This window comes from Bacillus sp. ILBB4, assembly GCF_035064545.1.
Classification (GTDB): Bacteria; Bacillota; Bacilli; order Bacillales; family Bacillaceae_H; genus Priestia.
The window spans coordinates 132,323-152,959 of sequence record NZ_JAIQVD010000005.1 but is presented as its reverse complement, the minus strand read 5'-3'; the positions used below and the strand labels follow the sequence as shown (position 1 = coordinate 152,959).

At 39.6% G+C, this 20,637-nt stretch carries 24 protein-coding genes; all 24 read right to left on the bottom strand.

The features are described from left to right. Positions 1 to 5: 5 nt before the first annotated feature. Positions 6 to 1,427, bottom strand: a complete 1,422-nt coding sequence (gene atpD, locus LAV82_RS21650; protein ID WP_013059799.1) for a F0F1 ATP synthase subunit beta — start codon at positions 1,425 to 1,427, stop codon at positions 6 to 8. Positions 1,428 to 1,463: 36 nt separating this feature from the next. Further along, complete coding sequence (locus LAV82_RS21645; protein WP_013059800.1) at positions 1,464 to 2,321, bottom strand: F0F1 ATP synthase subunit gamma; 858 nt, start codon at positions 2,319 to 2,321, stop codon at positions 1,464 to 1,466. A gap of 105 nt (positions 2,322 to 2,426) precedes the next feature. Next, entirely contained in the window at positions 2,427 to 3,935 is a 1,509-nt protein-coding gene (gene atpA, locus LAV82_RS21640; RefSeq protein ID WP_013085461.1) for a F0F1 ATP synthase subunit alpha, read from the bottom strand. 15 nt (positions 3,936 to 3,950) lie between these two features. Continuing rightward, positions 3,951 to 4,496, bottom strand: a complete 546-nt coding sequence (locus LAV82_RS21635) for a F0F1 ATP synthase subunit delta (protein ID WP_013059802.1) — start codon at positions 4,494 to 4,496, stop codon at positions 3,951 to 3,953. After that, positions 4,493 to 5,011 carry a F0F1 ATP synthase subunit B gene (locus tag LAV82_RS21630; protein WP_013085463.1) on the bottom strand — a complete coding sequence of 173 codons (519 nt, stop codon included), beginning with the start codon at positions 5,009 to 5,011 and terminating at the stop codon, positions 4,493 to 4,495. The genes LAV82_RS21635 and LAV82_RS21630 overlap by 4 nt, the downstream gene beginning before the upstream one ends. A gap of 102 nt (positions 5,012 to 5,113) precedes the next feature. Then, entirely contained in the window at positions 5,114 to 5,326 is a 213-nt protein-coding gene (gene atpE, locus LAV82_RS21625; protein WP_013059804.1) for a F0F1 ATP synthase subunit C, read from the bottom strand. Positions 5,327 to 5,416: 90 nt separating this feature from the next. Further along, positions 5,417 to 6,127 (bottom strand): F0F1 ATP synthase subunit A, encoded by a 711-nt coding sequence (gene atpB, locus LAV82_RS21620; RefSeq protein ID WP_013059805.1) that lies wholly within the window; start codon positions 6,125 to 6,127, stop codon positions 5,417 to 5,419. An 18-nt stretch (positions 6,128 to 6,145) separates the two neighbouring features. After that, a complete protein-coding gene (locus LAV82_RS21615) occupies positions 6,146 to 6,517 on the bottom strand; it encodes an ATP synthase subunit I (RefSeq protein ID WP_013059806.1) in 372 nt (123 codons plus the stop codon). A 6-nt stretch (positions 6,518 to 6,523) separates the two neighbouring features. Continuing rightward, on the bottom strand, positions 6,524 to 6,745 hold the full coding sequence (locus LAV82_RS21610; protein ID WP_013059807.1) for an AtpZ/AtpI family protein: 222 nt from the start codon (positions 6,743 to 6,745) through the stop codon (positions 6,524 to 6,526). A 297-nt stretch (positions 6,746 to 7,042) separates the two neighbouring features. Then, on the bottom strand, positions 7,043 to 9,235 hold the full coding sequence (locus tag LAV82_RS21605; RefSeq protein WP_499716869.1) for a S8 family serine peptidase: 2,193 nt from the start codon (positions 9,233 to 9,235) through the stop codon (positions 7,043 to 7,045). A gap of 68 nt (positions 9,236 to 9,303) precedes the next feature. Then, positions 9,304 to 10,455, bottom strand: a complete 1,152-nt coding sequence (gene wecB / locus LAV82_RS21600; RefSeq protein ID WP_499716868.1) for a non-hydrolyzing UDP-N-acetylglucosamine 2-epimerase — start codon at positions 10,453 to 10,455, stop codon at positions 9,304 to 9,306. A 22-nt stretch (positions 10,456 to 10,477) separates the two neighbouring features. After that, positions 10,478 to 11,107 (bottom strand): uracil phosphoribosyltransferase, encoded by a 630-nt coding sequence (gene upp, locus LAV82_RS21595; RefSeq protein ID WP_013059810.1) that lies wholly within the window; start codon positions 11,105 to 11,107, stop codon positions 10,478 to 10,480. A 213-nt stretch (positions 11,108 to 11,320) separates the two neighbouring features. After that, positions 11,321 to 12,565: a serine hydroxymethyltransferase gene (gene glyA, locus LAV82_RS21590; protein ID WP_013059811.1), complete on the bottom strand. Its 1,245-nt coding sequence runs from the start codon at positions 12,563 to 12,565 to the stop codon at positions 11,321 to 11,323. Between the two features lie 117 nt (positions 12,566 to 12,682). Continuing rightward, positions 12,683 to 13,234: a TIGR01440 family protein gene (locus tag LAV82_RS21585; RefSeq protein ID WP_029319400.1), complete on the bottom strand. Its 552-nt coding sequence runs from the start codon at positions 13,232 to 13,234 to the stop codon at positions 12,683 to 12,685. 35 nt (positions 13,235 to 13,269) lie between these two features. Next, positions 13,270 to 13,731 (bottom strand): ribose 5-phosphate isomerase B, encoded by a 462-nt coding sequence (gene rpiB, locus LAV82_RS21580; protein ID WP_013059813.1) that lies wholly within the window; start codon positions 13,729 to 13,731, stop codon positions 13,270 to 13,272. An 80-nt stretch (positions 13,732 to 13,811) separates the two neighbouring features. After that, positions 13,812 to 14,240, bottom strand: coding sequence for a low molecular weight protein arginine phosphatase (locus LAV82_RS21575; RefSeq protein WP_013059814.1), 429 nt, complete (start codon positions 14,238 to 14,240; stop codon positions 13,812 to 13,814). 50 nt (positions 14,241 to 14,290) lie between these two features. Next, a complete protein-coding gene (locus tag LAV82_RS21570) occupies positions 14,291 to 14,446 on the bottom strand; it encodes a hypothetical protein (RefSeq protein ID WP_211078621.1) in 156 nt (51 codons plus the stop codon). A gap of 22 nt (positions 14,447 to 14,468) precedes the next feature. Next, a complete protein-coding gene (locus tag LAV82_RS21565; RefSeq protein ID WP_013059815.1) occupies positions 14,469 to 15,029 on the bottom strand; it encodes a manganese efflux pump MntP in 561 nt (186 codons plus the stop codon). Between the two features lie 67 nt (positions 15,030 to 15,096). Continuing rightward, the gene (locus LAV82_RS21560) at positions 15,097 to 16,137 is read right to left on the bottom strand and encodes an L-threonylcarbamoyladenylate synthase (RefSeq protein ID WP_013059816.1); all 1,041 of its coding nucleotides are present in this window, start codon (positions 16,135 to 16,137) and stop codon (positions 15,097 to 15,099) included. A 192-nt stretch (positions 16,138 to 16,329) separates the two neighbouring features. Continuing rightward, positions 16,330 to 16,776 carry a GNAT family N-acetyltransferase gene (locus LAV82_RS21555; RefSeq protein WP_013059817.1) on the bottom strand — a complete coding sequence of 149 codons (447 nt, stop codon included), beginning with the start codon at positions 16,774 to 16,776 and terminating at the stop codon, positions 16,330 to 16,332. An 85-nt stretch (positions 16,777 to 16,861) separates the two neighbouring features. Continuing rightward, positions 16,862 to 17,752, bottom strand: a complete 891-nt coding sequence (gene spoIIR, locus LAV82_RS21550; RefSeq protein ID WP_055991595.1) for a stage II sporulation protein R — start codon at positions 17,750 to 17,752, stop codon at positions 16,862 to 16,864. Positions 17,753 to 17,872: 120 nt separating this feature from the next. Further along, entirely contained in the window at positions 17,873 to 18,724 is an 852-nt protein-coding gene (gene prmC, locus LAV82_RS21545) for a peptide chain release factor N(5)-glutamine methyltransferase (protein ID WP_211078622.1), read from the bottom strand. Beyond that, the gene (prfA, locus tag LAV82_RS21540; RefSeq protein ID WP_013059820.1) at positions 18,724 to 19,791 is read right to left on the bottom strand and encodes a peptide chain release factor 1; all 1,068 of its coding nucleotides are present in this window, start codon (positions 19,789 to 19,791) and stop codon (positions 18,724 to 18,726) included. The genes prmC and prfA overlap by 1 nt, the downstream gene beginning before the upstream one ends. A 138-nt stretch (positions 19,792 to 19,929) precedes the next feature. Beyond that, positions 19,930 to 20,544 (bottom strand): thymidine kinase, encoded by a 615-nt coding sequence (locus LAV82_RS21535; protein ID WP_153252841.1) that lies wholly within the window; start codon positions 20,542 to 20,544, stop codon positions 19,930 to 19,932. Positions 20,545 to 20,637: the final 93 nt, after the last annotated feature.

Sequence of the window (20,637 nt, the reverse complement as noted above, 5' to 3'; positions counted from 1 at the left end):
TTAAATTAAACTTCTACTCCCATACGTTTCGCATTTTCAATAACTTCTTCAATGCGACCAACTAAACGGAACGCATCTTCAGGTAAATGATCGTATTTACCTTCCAAGATCTCTTTAAATCCTTTAACAGTTTCTTTTACAGGAACATAAGAACCTTTTTGACCTGTAAATTGTTCTGCTACGTGGAAGTTTTGAGACAAGAAGAATTGAACGCGACGAGCACGTTGTACAACAAGTTTATCTTCATCAGATAACTCATCCATACCTAGGATTGCAATGATATCTTGTAACTCTTTATAACGCTGTAACGTTTGTTGAACTTGACGCGCAATTGCATAGTGCTCTTCTCCAACAATTTCAGGAGATAAAGCGCGAGATGTAGATGCTAATGGATCTACCGCAGGGTAAATACCCATCTCTGATAATTTACGCTCTAAGTTTGTTGTTGCATCTAAGTGAGCAAATGTTGTCGCTGGAGCTGGATCCGTATAGTCATCGGCTGGTACGTAAATCGCTTGAATCGATGTTACAGAACCTACGCTTGTGGACGTGATACGCTCTTGAAGCTGACCCATTTCCGTCGCTAATGTTGGCTGATAACCTACTGCTGATGGCATACGGCCAAGTAATGCTGATACTTCTGAACCCGCTTGTGTGAAACGGAAGATATTATCGATAAAGAATAATACGTCTTGACCTTGTTCGTCACGGAAGTATTCTGCCATTGTTAATCCTGTTAATGCAACACGTTGACGTGCACCAGGTGGCTCATTCATTTGTCCAAATACCATAGCCGTCTTCTTAATAACACCGGAATCTGTCATTTCATGGTATAAGTCATTACCTTCACGCGTACGCTCACCTACACCAGCGAATACCGAAATACCGCCGTGCTCTTGAGCAATGTTATTGATTAACTCTTGAATTAATACTGTTTTACCTACACCGGCACCACCGAATAGACCGATTTTTCCACCTTTAATGTAAGGAGCTAATAAGTCTACTACTTTAATACCTGTTTCAAGAATTTCAGCTTGTGTAGATAGATTTTCGAACTTTGGTGCTTGACGGTGGATTGGATCACGACGTGCACCTGCATCGATTGGGGCGTCTAAGTCGATTTTTTCACCTAATACATTGAATACACGACCTAACGTAACGTCACCAACTGGTACTGAGATTGCTGCACCTGTATCTTCTACTTCTAATCCACGAACTAAGCCGTCAGTGGATGACATTGCTACTGTACGAACTGTGTTATCACCTAAGTGAATCGCAACTTCTAATGTTAATTCGATTGCAACTTCACTTGCACTGCTCGGTTTATGTGAAATTTTAAGGGCGTTATAAATTGCTGGAAGGTGTCCGTTGTCAAACTTTACGTCTACAACTGGACCCATGATTTGAGTAACGCGTCCTTTTGTCATCGTGTTCCCTCCTAACTTGCTTTTCCATTAAACTTTCTATTCTAACGCTGCCGCTCCGCCAACAATTTCCGTAATTTCCTGGGTAATTGCCGCTTGACGTGCACGGTTATATGACAATGTAAGATTATTGATAAGATCTTTTGCGTTGTCTGTTGCACTTTTCATCGCTGTCATACGAGCAGCATGCTCACTTGCTTTTCCATCAAGCAGGCCGCCGTAAATTAAACTCTCTGCATACTGAGGAAGTAATACTTCTAAAATCTCTTCTTGTGATGGTTCAAATTCATAACCAACAAGTTTACCAGAAGGTTGAAGATCTGTTAGAGGCAATAGCTTCTTCTCCGTCACTTCTTGTGAAATCGTATTGATAAAGTGATTGTAGTATAAGTAAAGTTCATCAAACGTACCGTCCGCAAACATTTGAACTGTTTGTGAAGCGATTCCTTGAATGTCAGCAAAAGCTGGCTGATCTGCTAAGCCTGTGATTTCAAGCAAAACCGGAATACCGCGTTTTACGAAGAAATCTCTCCCTACTCGTCCAATTGCAATCACACCATATTCATCAGGTGATTGATGGCGTTCTTCAATAGCTTGAGATACTTTTCGCAAAATATTACTGTTATATGCTCCTGCTAGACCGCGATCTGAAGTGATTACGATATAACCAGTCTTCTTCACGCTGCGCGCAGTTAACATTGGATGTGAAGCGCCTCTGCTGCCAAGGGCTACGCTTGAGACTACCTCTTGAATTTTTTCCATATATGGAACAAACGATTTTGCATTTTGTTCCGCTCTATTCAGCTTTGCAGCTGAAACCATTTCCATTGCTTTCGTAATCTGGCTCGTTTTTTTCGTCGATGTGATTCGAGTTTGTATATCACGTAATGATGCCAAAGGTTTCACCACCTTGTTTTAGAAGATCACGTGGTATGAAAGGTGAACAAATGTTCACCTTCACCTTATTGAAAGATTGTCTTAACATACCATGCTGACAATATATTATTCAGATGCAATAAATGTTTTCTTGAATTCTTCAAGTGCTGATTCGAATACGCCAGCTTCAGGAAGGCCACCAGTTGTACGGATTGATTCAAGTACTTCTTTACGGTTTGATTCTAACCATGTTAAGTACTCGTCTTCAAAGCGTGTAATATCTGATACTGGAACATCATCTAAGAAGCCTTTTGTTAATGCGTAAAGCACAGCTACTTGTTTTTCTACGCGAAGCGGTTTGTGTAAACCTTGTTTTAAGATTTCAACTGTACGCGCTCCTCGATTTAATTTTGCTTGAGTCGCTTGGTCAAGATCAGAACCGAACTGAGCAAATGATTCAAGCTCACGATACGATGCAAGGTCTAGACGCAGTGTACCTGCTACCTTTTTCATCGCTTTAATTTGTGCAGATCCACCTACACGTGATACAGAAAGACCAGCATTAATCGCAGGACGTACACCTGAGAAGAATAGATCTGACTGTAAGAAAATTTGTCCGTCTGTAATCGAAATTACGTTCGTTGGGATATAAGCAGATACGTCTCCTGCTTGCGTTTCAATAAATGGAAGAGCTGTTAATGAACCTCCACCTTTTGCGTCCGATAACTTTGCCGCACGCTCTAATAAACGAGAGTGCAGGTAGAATACATCCCCTGGATACGCTTCACGACCTGGAGGACGGCGTAATAGTAATGAAAGTTCACGATAAGCTGATGCTTGTTTTGTTAAGTCATCGTAAATAACAAGTACGTGCTTACCGTTATACATAAACTCTTCACCCATTGTTACTCCAGCGTATGGTGCTAAGAATAATAGTGGAGCTGGTTGTGAAGCTGATGCTGTTACAACGATTGTGTAATCTAGAGCACCGTGTTTACGTAATGTCTCTACTACGTTACGAACTGTTGATTCTTTTTGGCCAATCGCTACATAGATACATACCATATCTTGATCTTTTTGGTTTAAGATTGTATCGATTGCTACCGATGTTTTACCCGTTTGACGGTCACCGATAATTAACTCACGCTGTCCACGACCGATCGGCACAAGTGCGTCAATCGCCTTGATACCTGTTTGAAGCGGCTCATGTACTGATTTACGATCCATAACGCCAGGTGCAGCACCTTCAATTGGACGTGTTTTTGTTGTTTCTACTGGGCCTAAGCCGTCTACTGGCTGACCTAATGAGTTAACAACACGACCGATTAACTGCTCCCCTACTGGAACTTCCATGATGCGTCCTGTACGGCGAACTTCGTCACCTTCACGAATTTCCGTGTATGGTCCTAAAATAATGATACCTACATTGTTTTCTTCTAAATTTTGTGCCATTCCCATGACACCATTTGAAAATTCAACCAGTTCTCCAGCCATGACATTGTCGAGGCCATGAGCACGTGCGATACCGTCCCCAACTTGGATAACAGTACCTACATCACTCACTTTAATCTCAGACTGATAGTTTTCAATTTGCTGCTTGATCAGCGCACTAATTTCTTCAGCTTTGATGCTCATGAATTTCACCCCTATCTACGATCTGTGTGCAAGAAGTCCTCGGTGGATCGTTTCTAATTTGCTGCTAATGCTGCCATCATAGATACGATTACCAATGCGAAGCTTCACGCCGCCGATTAGGCTTTTATCTACTATATTTGAAATATTTAACGTATGTTTTCCAACTTTAGAAGCAAATGATTGCGAGATTGCTCTTTTCTCATCTGCACTTAAAGGTTTGACAGAATAAACAGTTGCATCTGCCACGCCACGTACTTCGTTCGCTAGGAAACGATACTCTTTTACCATTTCGCTAACAATTTGAATGCGGTGACGCTCTAATAATAGAAGAACCGTATGTTGAACAGTTGGTGAAAGTTCAGCAAACGCCTCACTTACAAACTGTTTTTTTCGCTCAATTGTAATTTTTGGATGAGTTAATACATCCATTAATTCAGGTGTTTTAGCAAACACCTCTTCAACGATTTGTAGCTGGTCTTGCATTTCATCGATCATCTGTTTTTCTGTTGCTAATTGAAAAAGAGCTAGTGCATAGCGTTTGGCTACAGCTGGTTGACTCATCGTACATCCCCTACTTCTTGGATATATTCATGAATTAACTTCTCTTGATCTTGTTCAGAAAGTTCTTTTTCAATAACTTTCGACGCAATTAAAACAGATAATGAAGCAACTTGCTCACGTAACGCAGCAACTGCTTGATCTTTTTGCTGTTCGATTTCTTGTTTTGCTGCAGCTTTTAGACGCTCAGACTCTTCGCGTGCTGCCGCAATGATTTCTTCTTTTTTATCTTCTGCAGACTTTCTAGCGTTTTCCATCATTACTTGCACTTCTTGACGAGATTGCTTTAAGATTTCACGCTGCTCTTCAACAAGCTTCTTCGCTTCCTCATTTTGCTTTTCTGCTTCATCAATCTCACCGGCAATATGCTCTTCACGTTTTTTCATGATTCCCATTACAGGACCAAACGCGAATTTTTGAAGTAACGCAAGTAGGATAAGGAACATCACTAATTGGAAAAGAATATCTCCACCATTAATGCCTGCTGCTCCTAACACAAACATGTTCGACACGGCCATGTTCACTCCCTTCAGAGACTCCACATATATAATTTACTTATTAAAGACATAAAGTAATGGCGAAGGTTCTTTTGAATGATCTTCGCCACATGTAACACATTATTATTTACCTTGTACCATGAATGCAATAACTACGGCGATAATTGGAAGCGCCTCAACTAACGCAACCCCAACGAACATCATTGAAGTTAATGTACCACGTGCTTCTGGTTGGCGAGCTGTGCCTTCAATCGTCTTAGAAACGATAAGACCGTTACCAATACCAGCACCTAGTGCCGCTAAACCAATCGCAATTGCAGATGCTATTAAACCCATTTTATAAAGTCCTCCCTTAATATATATGATTTTGTTTAACTAAGTTTTGTTTTGTCCAAATTGGGTATTACTTGAACAAAGCTTTATAAATTAATGGTCGCTACTCACTTTGTGAGATAAATAAACCATCGTTAACATTGTGAAAATGAAGGCCTGAATTGCGCCTACAAAAATACTGAATCCTTGCCATAAAAGCATTGGAATAGCAGCTCCAATTGTACCTAAGAAGCCTGTTGTTGCTAAACCAGCTAGCAAGCTTAACAAAATTTCCCCAGCATAAATATTACCGTAAAGACGAAGGCCAAGCGTTAACGTATTGGCAAACTCCTCGATAATCTTAAGCGGGAATAAAAATGCCATTGGCTTGAAGTAATCTTTCGTGTATGCAGAGAAACCTCGCATTTTAATACCATAATAATGTGATAATACAACTACCATAACGGCTAACGTCAGCGTAATTGCTGGATCAGCGGTTGGCGATTTCCACCATAAGTTATGGTCAATCACGATGGCAAATGGAAGACCCAACATATTTGACACAAAAATGTACATAAGTAAAGTTACACCTAGCGTCAAAAAGCGGCCACCTGTTTTCCAATCCATATTGCTATTAACGAGTCCTTTAACAAAATCTAAGACCCATTCAATAAAGTTTTGTGCACCGCTTGGCTTCATAGCAAGAGTACGAGTACATAAAACTGCAATTAAGAATACAATAACAGAAGCTACGGTAACCATAAGCAAGTTACTTTGACTAAAAGTAAGGCCTAGAAACTCTATAGTTGGTGATTCATGACCCAACTGTGTTCACCTCTCTTTCTATCTTCTACGCATATTTTGAACAACTAAATCTATGATAATGACAACGTAATACGTCATTAATCCCACAACTACACTAATAATATGAAAGGTTTTTGGATAAGAGATGGTAATCACAACTGCGAGAGCAGCTGTTGCAAATCTTACAACAGTCCCAATTGAACGGGGCTTTTTCCCCTCATCCAACGCCTGTCCAAACTGCTCAAACTTTCTTACTAAGTTCCACAAATTATACAAACTCAGGGCGGTTCCTAAAATTAAACCTGCAAAAACAGCCTTATAACTTGTAAATCCCCAGCCGAGAACGTATAATGCTAACAAATACAATATGTATGAACGAAGTCTTGGAAAAACGTGCTGCAAATCCTGCATGAATTATTAATCTCCTGAAAAAAAATGGTGGACTGTCCGCAGCATCATAAAAACACCTGCTGCTAGCCCTAAAAGAAGGCCTAAAATCAAAAATAGTGGTTCGGTGTCAAGCCATTGATCAGCCCATCTTCCAGAGAATAAGCCAATTAAGACTGAACCTGCTAACTGTGATAGAATGATTGACACTAATGCCATCGCTTGCAAAGGATGACGGTTGCGATCTTTCATAAGCTCATACCCCTTTTGCAAAATTTTCTTTTTTCCGAATTCTCTATCGTTTTTATAGCTCAATATATGATAGAAAGGCAAAAAAAATTGCTAAAAAAGGTAAAAACAGCTAATAAAATACGCAGAAATATCAACGGTTTTCACAGGTTGAAAACCTTATCATTTATATTCCCTGTAAGCATACAATAGCGTATATTTAATGTCAATGTGTTTAAGCTAAAAACTTCACAATCTCTTCTTATTGTTCACATTTCTGCCACACATAAAACCTCTTCAAATGAAAACATTTAAAGAGGTTCATTCAATCGTTATTGTACTTTGTACAACCTGCTCTTGTCTATGCTTTTTCACAAATGCAAATATTTGGTACGACCCCGGTACAAGCGATTCATCAATCGTTATTTTTCGTTTTCTCATGCCTCTTTCTACATCAACGTCAACATCTAAATACGATACAAACTGTAAAGACTGCTTATCAAAAAGAGCCACGCCTAACTGATCTGCTCCTTCAGGCAAAAACAGTTCATAGCTATACGTATTTTTCTCTTTTTCCGCTGCTACTTGCAATCCCATGACACGAGGATAATCTGGAATGCTAACCATGTACATATAAGGAAGCGAAAATGTTTCACGTGAATCATTTATTTCCAAATATCCGTCATATATACCTTTATTTTTAAAGCGGGGCTGCACCGATAAAGTGACAGCTATTTCTTTTGTCTGATGGGGCTGCACCGTGACGGGTAATGGAACATCCCAGTTCACTCCTTCATCCCTTTTTGGAACGTTTAAGCGATACGTTTTTGCTTTATCAGACTGATTATCAATTTTAAATGATAAGACTTTCTTTGATGGGCGCGTAAAAATACCGAAAGATAAAGAAGATGGATAAAATAAGGAGTCTGCTGTGACAGCTTTTGCTATTTGAATTCTCCCGGCTCCTTGTTCATATACGCGATACGTTTGGCCATTTAGCTGCTGCATTACTTTACTTGTGTTCATCAATGAAGCTTTGACTTGTTCAGGAGACCAGTTCGGGTGAGCTTGTAAAATAAGAGCGCACGCTCCAGCTACATGGGGCGCAGCCATACTTGTTCCATGCATGCGTTCATATCCCCCAGGAACTGTACTATTAATGAAGTAACCAGGTGCGACGACGTCCGGCTTGATTCCCCAAGTAGTCGTTACAGGTCCTCTTGAACTGAAAGATGTGAGCAAGTCTTGCACCACTTGCTTGCCAGTGCGTAAGTATGGCTGTTGAGACTGAATGTGTTGATTAATGGTATCACCGCTTTTTTTACTTACCCATATCACTGGAATATTTACTGACTCTTGTAGTTTACCGATTATGCTTTTTTCAGTCGGGCTATATAAAAGAACAGCTTTTGCTCCAGCCTGTTCAGCTTGTTTAATCTTTTTTTCAACCGCATTTCCTTCTGCTTTTAGCAAAATGACGTTACCCAACGCATGCTTTTTCTCTTTGGAGTATTCTTCATTTATTACACGCAGCGTTTGATTAAACGTCCATGGACGAGACCCTTCTACTGGCGCCATCATAATTTTTTCTTTGTTAAATCCAATTGTTAGAAATTGAACTGTTGTCGGGGAAACAGAAGCGCCAACGGAAATAGCTTTTCCCGCTGTACCTGGAGAACCCACGGTCCATAAACCTGGACCTGAATTGCCGCTAGATGTGACCGTTACAATTCCTTTTTCAACAGCCCGATCTAATGCTAAGCTTGTTGGTAAATCAGGACCATTCACATCATTTCCCAATGATAAATTAATAATATCTACATCATCTTGAATTGCTTTTTCGATAGCTAGAATAACACTTTCAGACGTTCCAGCTCCTCCAGGTCCAAGAGCTCGGTATGCGTAGATCTCTGCTTCAGGTGCTACACCTTTAATATTTCCATTTGCTGCAATAATACCAGCTACATGAGTGCCATGCAGAGTAGGCTCTCCTTGCTCCCGAGTGGTTTCCATCGGCTCATAATCTTTATCTATTACATCATACCCTCCTCTGTAGGTTTGTTTTAAATCGGGATGAGAATAATCAACACCCGTATCGATGACGCCTACTTTGATCCCTTTTCCTGTTAAGCGCTGATTATAAGTATCAAATAAGCCTCTTACCTGTTCTGAGCCAATGAAGGTTACGCTATTTTCTTCTGCAACCTGGTAGTTTTTAATAGAATGTGAACTAATAATAGAAGGATTATGAGATAGGTTTTCCAAATCCGAAATGGAGCCGTTTAACGAAAGTCCTGTAAACACCGTATGAAATTCGCTCTTAATCTTTATATTAGGATAATTTTTTTGTAGCTGACTTTTAAATTTGGCGAATTTTTCTTTTTTAATCATGACAATTATTGATTTTTCTTGATGATGCATTTCTTGTTTTATAGAAGGAAATGTGGGATTGAGCGACATTTGCCCTCCCCCGCTTCCCAATATAAAGCTAATCATTAACCATTTAATCCACATAAAAAAAACACCTCTCACACTATCGTGTCTCAAAGAGACACTTTTCATGTGAAAGGTGTTTAGAAATCTTACGAAAGCGGATTAAAAGCTTCCGGTCTGTTTTCACGACGGTTGAAATAGTAGCTAATAGCATCACAAATGCGTTTAGAAGCTAAGCCGTCTCCGTAAGGATTCGATGCTTGTGACATTTGCTTATATACGTCTTCATCTATTAACAGCTCTTTTGCTAGCACATAAATCGTTTCTTCTTCCGTTCCTGCTAGTTTGAGCGTTCCTGCTTCAATTCCTTCCGGTCGCTCTGTTGTATCACGAAGTACCAATACAGGTACGCCTAATGAAGGAGCTTCTTCTTGAACACCGCCCGAATCTGTCAAAATAATATGAGCGCGCTCAGCGAAGTTATGGAAGTCAATTACATCTAACGGTTCAATTAAGTGAATGCGTGGGTCATTTCCTAAGATATCGTTTGCTGTTTCTCTAACTACTGGATTCAAATGAACAGGATACACAACTTGCACATCTTCATGTTCATCCACAATACGTTTAACAGCACGGAACATGTTTTTCATTGGTTCGCCTAAATTTTCGCGGCGATGCGCCGTTAATAAAATAAGACGATCATCTCCCAATTTCGTTAACACTTCATGCTCATATGTCTCTTTTACTGTCGTTTTTAACGCATCGATAGCTGTGTTTCCAGTCACAAAGATTCGCTCTTCTTTTTTATTCTCTGCTTGCAAATTAGCTGCAGACTTATCTGTCGGAGCAAAGTGCAAATCAGCGAGAACGCCTGTAAGCTGACGGTTCATTTCTTCCGGATATGGAGAATATTTATTCCATGTGCGCAAACCTGCTTCAACATGTCCCACCTGAATTTGATTATAAAAAGCTGCTAGTCCGGCAATAAACGTCGTAGTTGTATCGCCGTGTACAAGTACGATGTCCGGCTTTACTTTTTTCATTACGTCGTCCAAACCTTCTAATCCTCTGGTCGTTACGTCCATAAGAGTTTGGCGATCTTTCATAATGTTAAGGTCATAGTCAGGCTGAATGTCAAAAATGCTCAATACTTGGTCTAACATTTCACGGTGCTGAGCCGTTACTGTAACAATCGCTTCGAACTCCTCCGGCCGATTTTTAAGCTCTAGCACTAGAGGGGCCATTTTAATTGCTTCTGGTCTTGTCCCGAATATCGTCATTACTTTAATTGGCTGCTTCATGTTCATCACCCGAATCTACAAATTATTTTGTACCGAATAAACGATCCCCTGCATCACCTAAACCTGGAACAATATATCCATGGTCATTTAACTTTTCATCTAATGCTGCAATGTAAATATCTACGTCAGGGTGTGCTTCTTTTACGATTTCCACACCTTCAGGAGCAGCAATTAAACACATAAATTTAATGTTTTTGGCGCCTCTTTTTTTAAGAGAGTTGATTGCTTCTACAGCTGACCCTCCTGTTGCAAGCATAGGATCTACTACAATAAAGTCACGCTCTTCTACATCATTAGGCAGCTTTACATAATATTCAACAGGCTGTAATGTTTCTGGATCACGATATAAGCCAACGTGTCCAACTTTAGCAGCTGGCATTAGTTTTAAAAATCCATCTACCATGCCGATACCAGCACGAAGAATTGGAACGATACCAAGCTTTTTCCCTGCAATAACTTTTGACTTTGTTTTGCAAACCGGTGTTTCAATTTCAACGTCTTCTAGCGGTAAATCACGTGTCGCTTCAAAAGCCATTAAGCTTGCCACTTCATCAACTAATTCACGAAACTCTTTCGTTCCCGTTTTTACATCGCGTATGTAAGTTAATTTGTGTTGAATAAGCGGGTGATCAAATACGTATACTTTGCCCATTGATATCTCTCCTTATATATAAAGATGTACACATTAAAATACCATTCAACGAATTGAATGGTACGTACTAGTAAAAACATATCTCTTGCTAATTAAATTTATACATTGCATTCATTTTACAGAAAAAAGTTTTTGAGTTCAAGCATTATTCAAAAAATGATTGAATTGCTACCACTTTCTCCATAAAAAAACAGGCACAAAGGCCTGTCTCTCTTAAAGTGATTTATACATTTCAAACTTGCTTGTTAAAGCTTCAACGCGTGTTTTAGCTTCAGCTAGCTTTTCTTCATCTTCAATATTTTTAAGCGTTAATCCGATGATAGAAGCAATTTCATCCATCTCTTCTAAGCCAAATCCGCGAGTTGTAACCGCAGCTGTACCAATACGGATACCGCTTGTTACAAATGGGCTTTGCTCATCGTAAGGAATTGTATTTTTGTTTGTTGTAATACCTACATCATCAAGTGCTTTTTCAGCTACTTTACCTGTCAAATTCATTGAACTTACGTCGATTAACACAAGGTGATTGTCTGTTCCTTCAGATACAAGAGCAAATCCTTCTTTCTTTAATCCTTCTGCTAAACGATTAGCATTGTCGATGATATTTTGAGCATAGTGCTTAAATTCATCTTGTAATGCTTCACCAAATGCTACTGCTTTTGCAGCGATCACGTGCATCAATGGACCACCTTGAATACCAGGGAAGATTGACTTATCAATCTTTTTCGCAAATTCTTCTTTACATAAAATCATACCGCCGCGTGGTCCACGTAGTGTTTTATGTGTTGTAGTTGTAACGAAATGAGCATGTGGCACAGGATTTTGATGAAGTCCTGCAGCTACTAGACCAGCAATATGAGCCATGTCTACCATTAAATAAGCGCCTACTTCATCAGCGATTTCACGGAAACGCTTGAAGTCGATTGCGCGTGGATATGCGCTTGCACCAGCCACAATTAATTTTGGCTTATGTGTACGAGCTTTTTCTAATACATCATCGTAGTTAATACGATGTGTTTCACGATCTACGCCATATTCGATGAAATTGTACTGAACACCACTAAAGTTAACAGGACTTCCGTGCGTTAAGTGACCGCCGTGCGATAAATTCATACCAAGTACTGTGTCTCCAGCCTCTAAAACAGTGAAGTATACAGCCATGTTTGCTTGTGCACCTGAGTGAGGTTGAACATTCACGTGCTCTGCTCCGAAAATTTCTTTTGCACGATCACGAGCTAAGTCTTCTACTACGTCTACGTGTTCACAACCGCCGTAGTAACGTTTAGCTGGATAGCCTTCAGCATATTTATTTGTTAAAACTGAACCTTGTGCTTCCATTACCGCTGTTGTTACAAAGTTTTCTGAAGCAATTAGCTCAATCTTAGTACGTTGTCTTTGTAATTCATCCTTGATCGCATTATAAACTGCTGGATCTTGTTGCATTAGTTGTTTCTCCATCAAAATCCTCTCCTCATTTCGTATTCGCAATGTTCGTTATTTGTTGATTCAACTACATTGTAACATGATTTATTTAGAATAAAAAAGAAAAAATGTGTATTATTTTAATATATTTAATTACGAAAGTTCGTAAAACGCTCTCATTCCACCAATTAGTTTTGGACGCGTCTTTGCTACAGTAACATGAGCGTGTCCAACTGCGTTTAACGTACAACGAACGGGTACTGCGACATGCTTTAAATGCATACCAATGAATGTATCTCCAATATCAATACCGGCATCAGCTTTAATAAACTCTACCAAAACAGGATCTTTAAGCTGGCCATAGGCCTGTGTAGCCATCGCTCCGCCTGCTTTATGGATAGGAACAACACTAACGATTTCTAAACGCTCTTTGCGAGCTAATTCTCTTTCTACTACCAGTGCTCGATTGAGATGTTCACAGCATTGAAATGCTAAGTGGACACCCGTTTTTTTTCGAAAATCTGCTAGTGTATCAAAAATCATTTCTGCGACTTCCATTGCGCCTGCGGTTCCTATTTTTTCACCAATTACCTCGCTTGTACTGCATCCAATGACAAGTGTATGTTCTGAAGACAACTGCACTTGTGCTAAAAAATCAGATAAAACTGTTTCCAACTGCTCTTTCCATTTCGTAAGTTCAGACACGTTTTTCTTCCTTTCTTTCATTGAATACGTTCACATTATACAGTTACTGTTGCATCGCTTTGGTGCTCATACTGTTTAATTTTATTCACGCGATTTTCATGTCGGCCGCCTTCAAATTCTGTCATTAACCAAATTTTCGCAATTTCACGTGCAAGTCCCGGCCCAATGACACGTTCACCCATTGCCAAAATGTTGCTGTCATTATGTTCTCTTGTTGCTTTTGCACTGAACGTATCATGCACTAGAGCGCAGCGAATTCCTTTTACTTTATTAGCTGCTATACTCATACCGATGCCTGTTCCACAAATAAGAATGCCTCGACTTACTTCTTGGCTCGCCACTTTTTGAGCAACGGGAAGTGCATAATCCGGATAGTCTACAGACGCTGTGCATTCACACCCTAAATCCACATATTCAATATTTAATTCTTCCATTAAAGAGATAATTTCCTGTCGCAAATTTATACCTCCGTGGTCAGATGCAATAGCTACTTTCATCTTTGTTTCCTCCTCATACATACCTTCGTCTTATATTAAATTTCTGTTCATTTTAAGTCAGCAAAAATTTATGGAACCTTTTATAATTTGTCGACTATTTTGTTAATCATACGCTCTAACTCTTCTAAAGTCTGTTCGTACGTCTGTAATGATCCGCCAAACGGATCAGATACTTCACCTTGCTCGTCGGCAAATTCTTTTAGCGTAAATAATTTATCACTTACGTATGGAGCTTGGTTCAAAATCAGCATTTTATGCTGATCCGTCATCGTAAAAATATAAGTAGCCCACATCAATTGTTCTTCCGTTAATGCTGCCGAAGCATGAGAACAAGCTATGCCTTTCTGGTGAAGGGCAACTTGTGCATGAACAGAAGCTTCACTTCCATTTGAAGCGAATACACCTGCAGACTTCACGTTTATTCCATCTATCTCTTTAGCTTTGAGCAACGCTTCTGCCATAGGGCTGCGGCACGTGTTTCCTGTACATACAAATAAGATGTTTTTCAAGATACATCCTCCCTTGCTTTCACTATGTTCGACTATGTTGATATTCCACCCTATTGTATCTCTATTACTTGCATAAATCCAGTTAGCTTTTCCGGATATTTTTTATCCATTACCACTTCATCCATCTCGAAAAAACGACTTCGCTTTCCTTCTTTTATCGCTGCAATCCAAAAGAAGCAAAAAAAGACCATAACCTGAATGGTCATGATCCTTTACCTATTTATATAGTTAAAAAGGTAGTAACAATTTGATTCCAAAAGCTAATAAAATGCTTCCGCCCAGTGCCTCACTATATGAACCAAGCCAGCCTTGCACTCTTCTGCCTAGCAGCAGTCCTAACCAAGTTAATAGCATACTCACTACGCCAAAAACAATAATGGTCAAAAACGTTCTTGCTCCAAAAATACCTAAGCTAAGTCCAACAGAAAAACTATCTAGACTCACGCTGAGCGCAAAAAATAACAGTCCAAAGCCAACTGGTTTGATAAACGGCGTATCGTCATGCTTAAAGGAGGAATAAATCATCTGCGCCCCAAGAATCAGCAATAAAATTCCACCGCCATAGGTAGCAAACATTCCAAGTTTATCAGACAAAAGTCGTCCAATAAACATGCCTAACAGCGGCATCCAAATATGAAATACACCGATAACAACACCAATGTAGAAAATTTGGCGAAAGCGTAAACGAATTAATCCCATTCCCAAACCAACTGAGAAAGCATCCATTCCTAAGGCAAACGCCATAATGACTAACGTGATCATTTCACTAATTAACTGAGATACATTCATCTTTACCCTCCTCGGACGTGCTCCTATTTCAAAATATGCACATTCGAAAAGGTTTAGAAGATGAATTTTATTGCTTAATCACGTGATGTCCTGCAGCTTTCATTAATCGGTTCATAACGGCATGACCGACTCCTTCTTCAGAAAAACTTTCACTAACGATAATATCTACGTCACACTCATTAAATGAACGAAGCGACTCGTATAAATGGCTAGCAACCGTCTCTAAATTTGAACGAGATCCACATGTGATAACCGCATCCGCTTTATACGCATCTTCATGTTCAGATGTCGTTAATACCCCCACTCGCTTACCCTGATCTTTATAGCCATCAATAATAGACTGGAAAAAATCTGAACTGCCGTCAACGATGACAAGCGGTGCATCAGGTGCGTAATGCGTGTATTTCATACCTGGAGATTTTGGCGCTTCTTTATCACTTAGTAACGCTCGATCTACTTTTACGGGACCAATGACATTTTCCAACTCTTTCTGAGTAATGCCGCCCGGCCGTAAAATGATAGGAATCTCTTCTGTACAATCAAGGACAGTTGACTCTACTCCTACCCCTGTTGCTCCTCCATCTACAACTCCGCTAATACGCCCTTCTAAATCATTCATCACATGATGAGCTAGAGTGGGACTTGGCTTGCCGGAAAGGTTTGCACTAGGAGCTGCGATAGGCAAAGCCACTTTTTTTAATAATGCGAGGGCTACTGGATGTGAGGGCATTCTCACTGCGATGCTGTTTAAACCAGCCGTAACCTTATCTGAAACTCGATCTTTTTTGGGTAATATTACTGTAAGAGGACCCGGCCAAAAAGCATCAATCACTTTCTCTGCTTTTGAAGGAATCGACTCTACAAATGTATGAAGCTGCTCTTTATCTCCAATATGAACAATAAGAGGGTTATCACTAGGACGTCCTTTCGCTGCAAAAATTTTATCCACAGCTTTATCCGATGTTGCGTCTCCTCCTAATCCATACACCGTCTCTGTAGGAAAAGCAACCACTTCGTGATTGCGCAGCAAATCTGCTGCTTCTTCTATCTGTGGATAAATATCTTTTTCGTTCGTAAAATTATCCACAACCCATAACTTAGTTTCCATCTTCTTCAACTCCTTTTTCTTTCTATATCTAGGTTTTTTTTACTTTAAAAGTACAATATGTATCAAAGATAGTAAAATACATGCATTCATTATATCAACAAACAAGCTTTATCCACAAAATGTGGATAAAGCTTGTGTTTTTGTGAATAACATTGTGGATACCCTATTAAAATGATTTATCCACATTTTCTTTTAACTAGCTGCATAAAACATCACATAGACATCCTGAGGGTTTGGTAACTTTTTTAAATAAGAATGTTCTTTTAACAACTCAGGCAGTGCACTGTAAGATGTTTGCTGAAAATTCATCATTTGAAAAAAATGTAGAGAAGATGCCTTATTTGTTAGTAAATATAGTTGCTTCACGCCATGCTTTTGAGCCAGCTGGACGATGCTTTTAAATAGCAGCAGAATATCAGATTGCATTAAAGAAGGAGACACCACAAGGGAGCGGAGAATTCCATCCACACCTTCTTTTTCAAACCCAACTGTTGCTAGCAGCTCGCCTTCTTCATTTTCCATTATGACAAATTGATGAATATGCTCTTCCACACCTGCTGTGCTGATGCCCGCTTTTTGTAAAAACTGCTGAATTCGAATATAATCATTTTCACTGGCAATTTTTAATTGTTCTCTCATTTTAATCACCTCAACTTGTTTTCTAGTAACAAATCTATGAGATGATTAAAAAAAGTAGAACTGAATTTTATTTTTAATGATTCTATTAATTAAATACTGACGATACCCATTCCACTACAAAAAACTTAACTTCTACAGAATCTTCTTTTGATTTAGAATCAGCTTTTTTCTTAGATGAAACAGACTTTTCGGCTTCTTTACTTTCCTTTTTTTCAGCCTTAGCACTTGTGTCTTCCTTTACTGTACTTGTATCTTTTGCAATTGCTTCTTTAGAAGATACTGTTGGTTGAGAAGATTCCTCAGCTTTCTGCTCAATAGAATCCGATGTAATAGTTGCAGATTGAATTTCTGTTTTCACTGCAGGCTCTTTACTTTCAGCCGATTTGTCATCTGTTTTGTCTGCAGATTTTGATTCAGAAGCTGCTGGTTTCTCTTTTTCTTCCTTTGGCTCTTCTTCAGATGGCTCCGGCGCTTTTACCGCTTCACCGTTTGAGAAATCTAAGAAGCATAAAGGAGGAAATAGTACACACCACCAGTTTGCTCCCTCTCCTTTGCCAAGAGTAATAAGCACGGCTTCATACTCACCTGCTGGATATAAAAACTGACCGTACAACTTAGTAGGAAACTCTACTTTTCCGAATTTAACATGAACAGATTCATTTACGCCCTCTTCTTTTAGCACTTCTTTCGCAATTGTTTCAAGCGCCGGCAAATTTTCTTTAATTGTTTTTCGAGCTACAGTTACAGATGTTAAATCTTTTACCCATTCTGTGATTTGTTCGTTCACGCGGTCACGAATCAGACGTTTTACGTACTGGTCTTTTTCACCGTCGCTGTTTGCTAAAATGCGCAGTCGAATTGCCTCGTCTGGAATGACTGCAGGCTGATCTGCCTGCACTTGGTTATGTGTATATATAAGTTGAGCATTTGCTCCAATAATTAATAAAATAAAATAAATGATAGCATATTTCTTCATTTCGGCCACCGCCCTTTCATAGGAACAGTATGGCCGAAAGCAAGATATCTTAAACTAGTAATTTAGTAAAAAAATGCATGATTTTCAAAAATCAAAGGGAAAATTATTCCCTCTGATTTTTTAGTTCTCGCGAAGTTGTGCAAAAACCATTCGATCTTTTCCATTAATATCATATACACATTCTACAAAAGCTGTCGGAAACGTTTTTTGCAGCATCTCAGCTACATCTTTTGTCTGTCCTGCCCCAACTTCAAATCCAATAATACTATTTGACTTCGTCACATATGGCAACTCTTCCATGAAACGTCGATAAAAATCCAGGCCATCTTTTCCACCAAAAAGAGCTCGGTTTGGCTCATGATCTTTTACCACTGTGGACAACTCATCATCTGCTGGAATATAAGGCGGATTAGACACAATTACATCAAATTTCTGATTCGATAATAGAAATGGTTGTAATAGATCTCCCTGTATAAACGTGACAGCAGCGTCCAAGTTTTGAGCATTTTCTTTGGCTACGCTTAAAGATTCTATAGCTATATCTGTTGCTGTAACTTCCACTCTGTCAAGCTCCAAAGCTAAAGTGATAGCAATTGCCCCACTTCCCGTTCCAATATCTACAAGCTCAATAGGCTGGTGTTGAAATTCTTTTTTTATTCGAGAAATCATTCCGTATACCAGCTCTTCCGTTTCGGGTCTTGGAATTAATACATGTTCGTTTACAATAAATGAACGCCCGTAAAATTCTTCTGTCCCGATTAGATATTGTACAGGCATACCTGCTTTATGAGCATGAACATCTTGTTCAAATCTTTTTAGGATTTCTTCTTCTAGTTCTTCCTGCAGAGAACCTAGCAAATGAGTTCTCGTCATCTGCAAGTGATGGCGAAGCAAGAGTTCTCCCGCGTTTTCATCTCGCTTTGCCTCTTTCAAAAAAGAAGAAGCCCACTTAAGGGCTTCAAATATTTTCATTAGTTCGAATCTTCCATTCGGCGCGCTTGGTCTTCCATGACTAATGCATCGATAATTTCATCAAGCTTGCCTTCTAAGATTTGATCTAGCTTTTGAATCGTCAGACCAATACGGTGGTCCGTTACGCGATTTTGCGGGAAGTTATACGTACGGATACGCTCGGAGCGATCTCCTGATCCAACTGCTTGTTTGCGCGTTGCATCGTACTCTGCTTGTGCTTCTCGCTGGAACTTATCGTACACGCGAGCACGCAATACTTTCATTGCTTTTTCTTTATTTTTAATCTGAGACTTTTCATCTTGACATGATACCACTGTATTTGTTGGTAAATGCGTTAAACGAACGGCTGACATCGTCGTATTAACACTTTGGCCACCAGGTCCACTTGAAGCAAATGTATCTACACGGATGTCTTTTTCATGGATGTCCACTTCGACTTCTTCCGCTTCAGGAAGACATGCTACCGTTGCTGTAGACGTATGAATACGACCGCCTGATTCTGTTTCAGGAACTCGTTGAACACGGTGTGCACCGTTTTCAAATTTCATCTTTGAGTACGCACCTTTACCGTTAATCATAAAGATAATTTCTTTATAACCGCCTACTCCAGTAGTCGTTGCTTCCATTACTTCTGTTTTCCAGCCTTGTGATTCAGCAAAGCGCGAATACATGCGGTACAAATTAGCTGCGAATAATGCTGCTTCATCTCCACCAGCCGCTCCACGAACCTCCATGATTACGTTTTTATCATCGTTTGGATCTTTTGGAATTAATAAAATACGTAGCTTTTCAACTAGCTCTTCTTGCTGCGTTTCTAACTCGGCAATTTCTTCTTTTACCATGTCACGCATATCTGCATCAAGCTTATCTTCAAGCATCGTTTTCGCTTCTGATAACTGCTCTTTTACATCTTTGTATTCCTGATAAGCGGCTACCGTTTGTTGTATATCTGATTGTTCCTTCGAATATTCTCTCAACTTAGAGGGGTTGTTTACGATCTCAGGGTCACTCAGAAGTTCGTTTAACTTCTCATAGCGCGCCTCTACCGCTTCTAAACGATCAAACACGTCATTCACCTCATTCTTTATCCATAACATTGTAATTATAGTATAGCTTTAAAATAGAGTCAAAACCTTGTTAATACACGTATATGAACAAAAAAACAGAACTGCGCGTTCTGTTTTTATCATCATAAAATTCTTGCTTTATTTTTCGACCATTTCGCTTGAGTCCACAGACACAGCTTGTCCTTTAGACTTTTGCACAACGTGGCAATGACGACATCTTGGTTCGTACGATTCCGACGCACCGACTAAAATAATAGGGTCGTCATAAGAAGCAGGCTCACCGTTAATCAAACGCTGCGTACGGCTCGCAGGAGAGCCACATGAAGCGCACACGGCCTGTAGCTTTGTTACCGACTCTGCAATAGCCATTAACTGCGGCATTTGTCCAAAAGGTTCACCTTTGAAGTCTTGATCTAATCCCGCTACAATTACACGAAAGCCTTGATCTGCTAAAGATTGAACAATTTCTAAAATATCTGTGTCAAAAAACTGTACTTCGTCTATCGCTACTACGTCTGTCTCTTCATTTACTCGCTTTAAAATATCGCGCGATGCCGAGATTGAATAAGCCATAACAGATGTACCATTATGTGAAACGACAGCTTCTTCGCTATATCGATTATCAATTGCAGGCTTGAATACTTGTGCTTTTTGTTTAGCAAACTGCGTACGGCGCACACGTCGAATCAACTCTTCTGATTTCCCTGAAAACATACTGCCACAAATTACTTCTATCCAACCGCTTTGTTTCATTACGTACACCACTGCGGGACTCTCCCTTCTTCTCGTTCCGTTTCTGAGCGAACCGCTACTAACTTAATCTACGTCTTCTATGTAGATCTTATT

Excerpts from the sequence above, each read along its gene's own strand:
- upp (WP_013059810.1), bottom strand. The coding sequence starts at position 11,107 with ATGGGCAAAGTATACGTATTTGATCACCCGCTTATTCAACACAAATTA.
- LAV82_RS21605 (WP_499716869.1), bottom strand. The coding sequence starts at position 9,235 with ATGTGGATTAAATGGTTAATGATTAGCTTTATATTGGGAAGCGGGGGA.
- LAV82_RS21555 (WP_013059817.1), bottom strand. The coding sequence starts at position 16,776 with ATGAGAGAACAATTAAAAATTGCCAGTGAAAATGATTATATTCGAATT.
- atpD (WP_013059799.1), bottom strand. The coding sequence starts at position 1,427 with ATGACAAAAGGACGCGTTACTCAAATCATGGGTCCAGTTGTAGACGTA.
- LAV82_RS21565 (WP_013059815.1), bottom strand. The coding sequence starts at position 15,029 with ATGAATGTATCTCAGTTAATTAGTGAAATGATCACGTTAGTCATTATG.
- LAV82_RS21560 (WP_013059816.1), bottom strand. The coding sequence starts at position 16,137 with ATGGAAACTAAGTTATGGGTTGTGGATAATTTTACGAACGAAAAAGAT.
- atpE (WP_013059804.1), bottom strand. The coding sequence starts at position 5,326 with ATGGGTTTAATAGCATCTGCAATTGCGATTGGTTTAGCGGCACTAGGT.
- LAV82_RS21570 (WP_211078621.1), bottom strand. The coding sequence starts at position 14,446 with ATGACCATTCAGGTTATGGTCTTTTTTTGCTTCTTTTGGATTGCAGCG.
- LAV82_RS21610 (WP_013059807.1), bottom strand. The coding sequence starts at position 6,745 with ATGAAAGATCGCAACCGTCATCCTTTGCAAGCGATGGCATTAGTGTCA.
- LAV82_RS21630 (WP_013085463.1), bottom strand. The coding sequence starts at position 5,011 with ATGGCCGTGTCGAACATGTTTGTGTTAGGAGCAGCAGGCATTAATGGT.
- atpA (WP_013085461.1), bottom strand. The coding sequence starts at position 3,935 with ATGAGCATCAAAGCTGAAGAAATTAGTGCGCTGATCAAGCAGCAAATT.
- spoIIR (WP_055991595.1), bottom strand. The coding sequence starts at position 17,752 with ATGAAGAAATATGCTATCATTTATTTTATTTTATTAATTATTGGAGCA.
- prmC (WP_211078622.1), bottom strand. The coding sequence starts at position 18,724 with ATGAAAATATTTGAAGCCCTTAAGTGGGCTTCTTCTTTTTTGAAAGAG.
- rpiB (WP_013059813.1), bottom strand. The coding sequence starts at position 13,731 with ATGAAAGTAGCTATTGCATCTGACCACGGAGGTATAAATTTGCGACAG.
- LAV82_RS21535 (WP_153252841.1), bottom strand. The coding sequence starts at position 20,544 with ATGAAACAAAGCGGTTGGATAGAAGTAATTTGTGGCAGTATGTTTTCA.
- LAV82_RS21615 (WP_013059806.1), bottom strand. The coding sequence starts at position 6,517 with ATGCAGGATTTGCAGCACGTTTTTCCAAGACTTCGTTCATACATATTG.
- glyA (WP_013059811.1), bottom strand. The coding sequence starts at position 12,565 with ATGGAGAAACAACTAATGCAACAAGATCCAGCAGTTTATAATGCGATC.
- LAV82_RS21635 (WP_013059802.1), bottom strand. The coding sequence starts at position 4,496 with ATGAGTCAACCAGCTGTAGCCAAACGCTATGCACTAGCTCTTTTTCAA.
- wecB (WP_499716868.1), bottom strand. The coding sequence starts at position 10,455 with ATGAAGCAGCCAATTAAAGTAATGACGATATTCGGGACAAGACCAGAA.